Here is a 7,524-nt window from a genome sequence, read left to right as displayed (position 1 = left end):
AAATACTAAGAATCGGGCACTACAGTCAATGGCAAGCAGCAAAGCTGTGGCTGCTCTCACACTATGATTTCAAATAATATTACTACTGGTCGAAAATATGCTTTTACACAGAATTATGGACTTGACTTGATTCGTGTCAATAGAACCTCTCTATTGTCCGTTTTACCACGATATCAGCTTGCTTCGTGACCATAGGACGGCTCTCTAGTACGTTTTACTACCGAATCAACATGCTTCATGACAATAGAGGCTCTCTCTTGTACGTTTTGATACCATATCAGCCTGTTTCGTGACCATAGGACGGCTCTCTAGTAAGTTTTATCTCCGATTCAGCATGCATCATGACAATAGAAGCACTCTCTTGTATGATTCACCACTATAATCTCTTGTTTCGCCCTAAGAGATCAGCGCAAGTGTACACTTCACCACATAAAAAAGACTGGCAAAAAACCAGTCTTTCTCCCAAACTTACGCCATCTTCTTCTTAAACAACTTACCCTTAACTTCATTCACCGTACTCACTGAAACAAATGCATGCTCATCGACGTCATCGATTAAATCTCGTAGTTTGGATTCTTCTAATATCGATACAACGACATAAATGACTTTCAATTGTTCACCGGAATGGCCGCCTTCTGCATTCAAGTAGGTAACTGTTTTGCCAAGCTCCTCAACGATGGCATTTCCCATTTCATCGGCTTGATCAGTGATAATGTGGAAGGCACTCAGTTCATTGAATCCATCGACAACCGTATCCATCACTTTTGCGGCGATGATATAAGCGACGACAGAATACATTGCAGCTTCTCCGCCGAATACAAAGCCGCCGATTGTGAAAACAATGACATTGAATGCCATAATAAAATCACTAACGTTAAACGGAAATTTACCTGCAAGCACAACACCTAGAATTTCTGAACCATCCATTGCCGCCCCATAACGGATGACGATGCCAAGTCCGATCCCAAGCATGCCTCCTCCAAAAATCGTAGCTAAAAGCATTTCGTCGGTAAAAGTAGGGATATCTCGGAATATTGCTGTTGAAATGGATAGAATGATGATTCCATACAAGCTGAAAATCGTAAACTTTTTCCCCATCAATTTATAAGCGAAAAATAAAAACGGAATATTAAACAGAATGAGGAAGAGGGATAGATTACCGTCCGTTAAGCTGGAGACGATGATAGAGACCCCCGTCACTCCTCCATCCATGAAGGAATTTGGAATGAGGAATCCTTCAAGTCCAAGGGCGTAAATTACTGCGCCAAGTGTGATTAAGAAAAGTCGTAGAATAATACGAGTGAAAATTTGTTGTTTTGTCAGTTTTGACTGTGCCATCATGTACCTTCCTTTTTATAGATTTTTCAACTTTCTAATTCTATCATAGTTGGAGATTTTTGGTGACGCATATGGCGGAATCTGTAAGGTTAAGGTAGATGAAGTCTCGGCATATATTTATGTTTTTAAACATGAAGGTTGTTTGTTTATGTCCTTTTAGACCTTTATTTAGTAGATGAATTGTTCTTCATTGTTTCATAACTCTGATAGACCCGGTTGAATATGCCTAGCTAACTTGCTTCATTTAGTAGTTTCGTTTCTCTTTATTCATTTCTGTATGTATTATACTAGAGTTTGAATTTGCTAAATTTTTACTTATCAATAAAAATATTTAGCATTTCTGCGCAGCGTAGACCCCTCATTCTTTATCCTATTCCTCTTAGCTGTCCTTCCTTTGTTAACACCAAGTGTCATGGTGTTCACATAAAATTAATAATAGGAGAGTGAAAAATGAAAAGACTAAATCGTTTCCTGGCAGTTTGTTTTCTTGGCATTTTGACAGCTGGAATACACCTTGGATGCACACAAACAGTATCTGCACAGGAGGAAGTGCCGCCACCTGTCTTGGTAGAAGATTCATCGTCGAATACCGTTTCTGGAAAAGGAGGGAACGGAAATGATGAAACCCCTGGTGAATGGTATCGTGGAGAAACTCCTGACAATCTGATTGCAGATGCCCCTGTTTTATTATTTGTCCCTGGTTTAAATAATGTGGCCCAAATCTTCTGGGAAAATAATGATATGTATGAGACGGCCTATCAAGCCGGGTATCAAACGGCATTTATCCAGCTTCATGATGCGGGCGGCGAGTCGGCCGATATGTGGAATAATGGAAGTTTGTTAGCTTCTAAGATTCGAGAAATCTCCAACGCTTTTAACGGGAAACAGATTACCGTTGTAGCCTACAGTAAAGGTGGAGTCGATACGCAGACGGCTCTAACGTATTATGATGCAGGACCCTACGTAGAAAATGTCATCACACTTTCCAGTCCACATCACGGTTCGGAGCTTGCTGATCTTGCCTATAGTGGTGGAGCGGGTTGGCTTGCTGAGTTGATCGGAATGCAGGGGGAAGGAACAGCTTCCATGCAGACAGCGTATATGGCGGATTTTCGAGCGCAGACGGATGCAAACGGAAATGCTTATCAACATAATTATTATACAATCGGTGGGACAAATTGGGGAACGCCTTTCTCTGCCAATTGGTTTGGCGGAGTGTATTTATCCAGTTATGGTCCAAACGATGGAGTTGTCACGGTGGCAAGTAGTAATTTGCCTGGTGGACAGGAATTAAGAATCGGCGATTGGAACCACACATCCGTCCGTTCAGGGGCAACTTTTCCTGTTTTCAGAGATTATTTGAGCGGACATCAACTCGTCACAACAAATAACTCAACACCAATAGGTGAAGAGAAGAATTTTCCTATGCCGAAAACGAATCACTGGGTCGATGGAGGGCCGTTAACTGAACAAGATGAGATTTCTGTATATGTCGAGGAGGACGTGGACTCATTGGGACTTCAGATATTGACTGCAGAGTCGCTAACGGAAGTTGAATTGCTTTCTCCAACAGGGAAAAAAGTGGATGTGTCAGTTAAAGAGGTGCAGATGGAAGAAGGAATCTTCAAGGATGCGAGTAGATATGTTATGGAGGTACCATCGCCTGTAAGTGGTGAATGGAAAATCAAGACTCAATCTCCTGCAGAAGAAAATGCATATTTGCTCGTAGCTGATTATCAAAGTGATCACTTGCTATCAGCGGAAAACGGAAATGTATTGCTCGGGAATAATCTTGTATTACTCCATGCTGAATCTTCTAAGATTGACCAGGATAGTCTCGTAGCGACCTACCATGTCATCGAAACGAACAATCCGAAAAATCATACACAATGGCAGGCAACAGGCCGTGACGCACTCTCGCAATCTCTTCAACTAGATGAAAAAGACGGCACTTATACAATTACGATTGATATCGAAGGAAAAACAAAAGCAGGAAATATTTTTAAACGTTCGGTGATTTATTCTCAGTGAGCAATATAACGAGAAGTATCCTAATACTAAATTAGTGTGAGTAACTATAGAATTGTGGGATACTCCACGTATATTTTGCTTAAGTAGCTATTCTTTCATGCCCCCCCATCTGGGGGGCATAGTCATTTTATTCAAATTCTTCCTATACGATTAGTGAAACTTCTAATAATATCCTTCTATCATTCCGTGCCTTAAACTTTAATTAAGTATCTTTATTCGAATTTCACCTAATATTTGTGAAAAATTATTCAACGAAATAAAATGAATGTAGGATGCTCATGTCTGATTATTCATTTACTATATATAATATATAGGAGTGATTGGGATGCTGACTAGTCGAATGATGCTAATATTAAAAGAATTGATATCTATCAAATCACCAATTACTAGTAATGATTTAGCTAACACTATTCTAGTAACATCAAGAACGATTCGGAATGACATAAAGGAACTAAATGATATTTTATTACAAGGTGGTGGATACATTAAGTCAACAAGAGGAGTTGGGTATGAGCTAGTTATTAATGACGAGAAAACATTCAAGCTTTTTTTACAAAAGGTGTTTAATAAATCTAATAATCTAGCTAATAAACCACCCAATTCACCTGAAGAGCGTGTCAATAATATTATTAGAAAACTACTTCTTGCGAATAATTATATTAAATTAGATGACATTGCGGATGAACTATATATAAGCAAATCTACACTGCAGAATGATTTGATTGAAGTAAGGAAAATATTAAAAAGCTTTCAACTCGAGATAGAAAGTAGGCCATATTATGGAGTTAAGGTAGTAGGAAATGAGATGAATTTTAGGTTTTGCTTGTCAGAGTATTTATTAAATAGAGAATCGGCTAAATTTAATATACAAAACGTGACGAACTCAATTCTTTCAACAGAAGTATTAAATAAGATCCAATGTATCATTCTAGAGGAAATCCGGGAGAATGAGATTGACTTATCTGATATTGCCTTAAATAATTTAAGTATTCATTTCGCTATCGCTTGTAAGCGAATTTACGATAAAAATTATATATCTCTTCCACCTAAAGAATTTGAAGGGATATATTCAAAAAAAGAATACAGAGTGGCCAAGAAGATAGTAGAAAAAATTGAATCAGCTTTTGATGTTTCTTTTCCTGAGCAAGAAATCGCGTATATTGCCATTCATCTCTTAGGTACTAATAAACTTGCAACAAATAATTTAAGCAGCCAAGAGTTTGAATCCTTTGTTGAAAGTGAATTAAGAAATACAATCAACGAAATTATAATGAAAATTGATGAACGATTTAAATTACGATTAAAAAACGATAAAGATTTACTTATAGCTTTGGGATTACATTTAAGACCAGCAATAAATCGTCTGCGTTATGGGATGAATTTACGAAATCCATTGCTTGACGAGATCAAAGCAAAATATCCACTTGCATTTGATGCTGCGATTTTAGCAAGTGAAGTATTAAATAATAGATTAGATATAGAAATTGATGAACATGAAATTGGCTATATTGCGTTACACATAAGAGTGGCCATGTATAGACAACAAATGAATCAAGATGTAAAGCGTTGTATTATTGTATGTGCCACTGGAATGGGTACTGCAATGTTATTAAAGTATAAATTACAATCTAAGTACTTTAATCAATTAATAATTGTAGATGCAATTGATTATTATAGATTAAGTGAAACCTCTTTAGAACAGATTGATTTTATTATTACAACTATTCCGATTGAGAAAAAGTTACCTGTTCCAATTATATACGTGAATACAATATTAGGAGTAGACGACATCAGTAAAATAGAGGATCACTTACATGAGAGAGATGAAAATCTTAACGTCTATGCGAAAGAGGAGCTTATCTTTCTTCAAAAAGATTTCCACACAAAGGAAGATGTTATTCAATTTTTGGTAAGTAAATTAGAATCAACAGGCTATGTGGATAGCACTTTCGGTAAATCAGTAATTGAAAGAGAACGATTATCGCCAACTAGCTTTGGGAACTTGGTTGCAATTCCGCATCCGATGAGTCCACATTCAGATGAAACCATTTGGGCTATTTGCACATTGAAGAGACCTATTAATTGGGGAGGGAATCGTGTTCAATTTGTTTGTCTATTAAGTCTAGGAAAGAATAAAACATCGAATTTAGCAGGTATGTATGAATATCTAATTGGAATGATTGATAATGAAAAAAAAGTGAAACAGCTGATAAATTGTGAGCAAAGAGGAAACTTTATAGAGATACTATACAATAATGTGTAGGTTGGTTGAAAATACCGAGCTGATTTGCTCGGTATTTTTTATGCAATATATACAAGTTTTTCATTCTGAAATATTTCGATGTAATATTTTCCTTAATGCTAAGGAAAAAGTATAGATTTATTTGAAAGCGATTTCGAATTATTGTATATGTAAGCAGATAAAAGCAATAAATATTCCCATTACTTTGTAGCGGGTCAGCTCAGGGGAAGGAGAGCAGCAATGAACATAGAAGAAATAAGTTTTCAAATTATTTTACATGGTGGAAATGCTCGAAGCTTGGCAATGGAAGCAATCCAACATGCTAAAGCTGGTCAGTTTGATATAGCTAACCAAAAAATTAAGGAAGCAAATGAGGAATTGGAAAAAGCGCACCGGTCGCAAACAGATCTCATTCAAGGAGAAGCTCGTGGGGAAAAAGTAGAGATTCGCTTATTACTCATCCATGCACAAGACCATCTAATGAACGCAATGACTGTTACGGATTTAGCTGAAGAAATGATTGAACTTCATCATAAAATGAAATAATTCGAAAGGGGATAACCATGACAAATCATAAGTTGAAGGTAACTACAATTGGAGGGGGATCAAGTTACACTCCAGAACTAGTCGAAGGGTTTATTAAACGTTATGATGAGTTTCCATTAACAGAATTGTGGTTAGTTGATATTGAAGAGGGTAGAGAGAAACTTGAAATTGTTGGGAACCTCGCCAAACGAATGATTGAAAAGGCAGGCCTCCCAATTGATATTCATTTAACACTAGACCGAAAAGCTGCATTAAAAGATGCAGACTTTGTCACGACGCAATTTCGTGTTGGTCTTCTTAATGCACGGGAAAAAGACGAACGTATCCCACTTAAATATGGTGTTCTTGGTCAAGAAACAAACGGTCCGGGAGGATTATTTAAAGGGTTACGTACTATTCCGGTCATCTTAGATATTTGTAGAGATATGGAGGAACTTTGTCCAGATGCATGGTTAATTAATTTTACAAATCCAGCTGGGATGGTGACAGAAGCTGTTCTTCGTTATTCTAACATTGAAAAAGTTATCGGCCTATGTAATGTTCCTATTGGAATGGAAATGGGGATTGCTAAACTACTAGATGTTGATCATTCACGTATACGTATTGATTTTGCAGGATTGAACCATATGGTTTATGGATTAGACATTTATGTTGATGGTGTTAGTGTCAAAGAAGAAGTAATTGAGAAGTTATCTGATCCAAAAAATAGTAGTTTTGTTAAAAACATAGATGGTATGGGGTGGGAACCAGAATTTATTCAGGCATTGGATGCTCTTACGTGTCCGTATCACATGTATTACTATAAATCTCAAGAAATGGTAGATAAAGCACTCGAAAGCTCGAAAAATGAAGGAACTCGAGCGGAAATTGTTCAAAAGTTGGAAGATGAACTATTTGAATTATATAAAGACGAGAAGTTAAATACTAAACCACCACAATTAGAAGAGCGTGGGGGAGCATATTATTCAGATGCCGCAGTTCGCTTGATTACTTCTATTTATACAGATAAACGTGACATTCAACCTGTAAACACAAAAAATAATGGAGCAATAGCAAGTATTCCAGCGGATTCAGCTGTTGAAATAAGCAGTATCATTACAAAAGACGGACCAATCCCATTAACAATGGGAGATATTCCTGTAGCGGCACGTGGGCTCGTTCAACAAATCAAATCTTTTGAGCGGGTTGCAGCTCAAGCAGCTGTGACAGGGGACTATAATACAGCAATTCTCGCTCTAGCGATTAACCCGCTTACGCCCTCTGATACAATCGCAAAAGAAATAGTGGATGAAATGTTGGAAGCACATAAAGACTATTTACCACAATTTTTTCAAAGTGAAACAGTAAATTAGTGAGGTAGATGGTTA

The 7,524-nt window shown here is 37.2% G+C and carries 5 protein-coding genes; 4 read left to right on the top strand and 1 reads right to left on the bottom strand.

From position 1 onward, the window contains the following. Positions 1-468: 468 nt before the first annotated feature. Complete coding sequence (locus M3210_RS11755; protein WP_251514573.1) at positions 469-1,338, bottom strand: YitT family protein; 870 nt, start codon at positions 1,336-1,338, stop codon at positions 469-471. 450 nt (positions 1,339-1,788) lie between these two features. On the opposite strand from M3210_RS11755, the gene M3210_RS11750 reads away from it, so the two are divergent. The 4 genes from M3210_RS11750 to M3210_RS11735 all read left to right on the top strand — a co-directional run bounded on the left by M3210_RS11750 (position 1,789) and on the right by M3210_RS11735 (position 7,509). Continuing rightward, a complete protein-coding gene (locus M3210_RS11750) occupies positions 1,789-3,369 on the top strand; it encodes an esterase/lipase family protein (RefSeq protein ID WP_251514566.1) in 1,581 nt (526 codons plus the stop codon). A 325-nt stretch (positions 3,370-3,694) separates the two neighbouring features. Continuing rightward, the gene (locus tag M3210_RS11745) at positions 3,695-5,632 is read left to right on the top strand and encodes a BglG family transcription antiterminator (protein WP_251514565.1); all 1,938 of its coding nucleotides are present in this window, start codon (positions 3,695-3,697) and stop codon (positions 5,630-5,632) included. 219 nt (positions 5,633-5,851) lie between these two features. Further along, positions 5,852-6,157, top strand: a complete 306-nt coding sequence (locus M3210_RS11740; protein WP_251514564.1) for a PTS lactose/cellobiose transporter subunit IIA — start codon at positions 5,852-5,854, stop codon at positions 6,155-6,157. Positions 6,158-6,174: 17 nt separating this feature from the next. Further along, positions 6,175-7,509, top strand: a complete 1,335-nt coding sequence (locus tag M3210_RS11735) for a 6-phospho-beta-glucosidase (RefSeq protein ID WP_251514563.1) — start codon at positions 6,175-6,177, stop codon at positions 7,507-7,509. Positions 7,510-7,524: the final 15 nt, after the last annotated feature.

Origin of the sequence: Oceanobacillus luteolus (genome assembly GCF_023715655.1) — a bacterium.
Classification (GTDB): Bacteria; Bacillota; Bacilli; order Bacillales; family Amphibacillaceae; genus Oceanobacillus; species Oceanobacillus luteolus.
This window is presented reverse-complemented; position numbering and strand designations above follow the sequence as displayed.

Excerpts from the sequence above, each read along its gene's own strand:
- M3210_RS11755 (WP_251514573.1), bottom strand. The coding sequence starts at position 1,338 with ATGGCACAGTCAAAACTGACAAAACAACAAATTTTCACTCGTATTATT.
- M3210_RS11750 (WP_251514566.1), top strand. The coding sequence starts at position 1,789 with ATGAAAAGACTAAATCGTTTCCTGGCAGTTTGTTTTCTTGGCATTTTG.
- M3210_RS11745 (WP_251514565.1), top strand. The coding sequence starts at position 3,695 with ATGCTGACTAGTCGAATGATGCTAATATTAAAAGAATTGATATCTATC.
- M3210_RS11740 (WP_251514564.1), top strand. The coding sequence starts at position 5,852 with ATGAACATAGAAGAAATAAGTTTTCAAATTATTTTACATGGTGGAAAT.
- M3210_RS11735 (WP_251514563.1), top strand. The coding sequence starts at position 6,175 with ATGACAAATCATAAGTTGAAGGTAACTACAATTGGAGGGGGATCAAGT.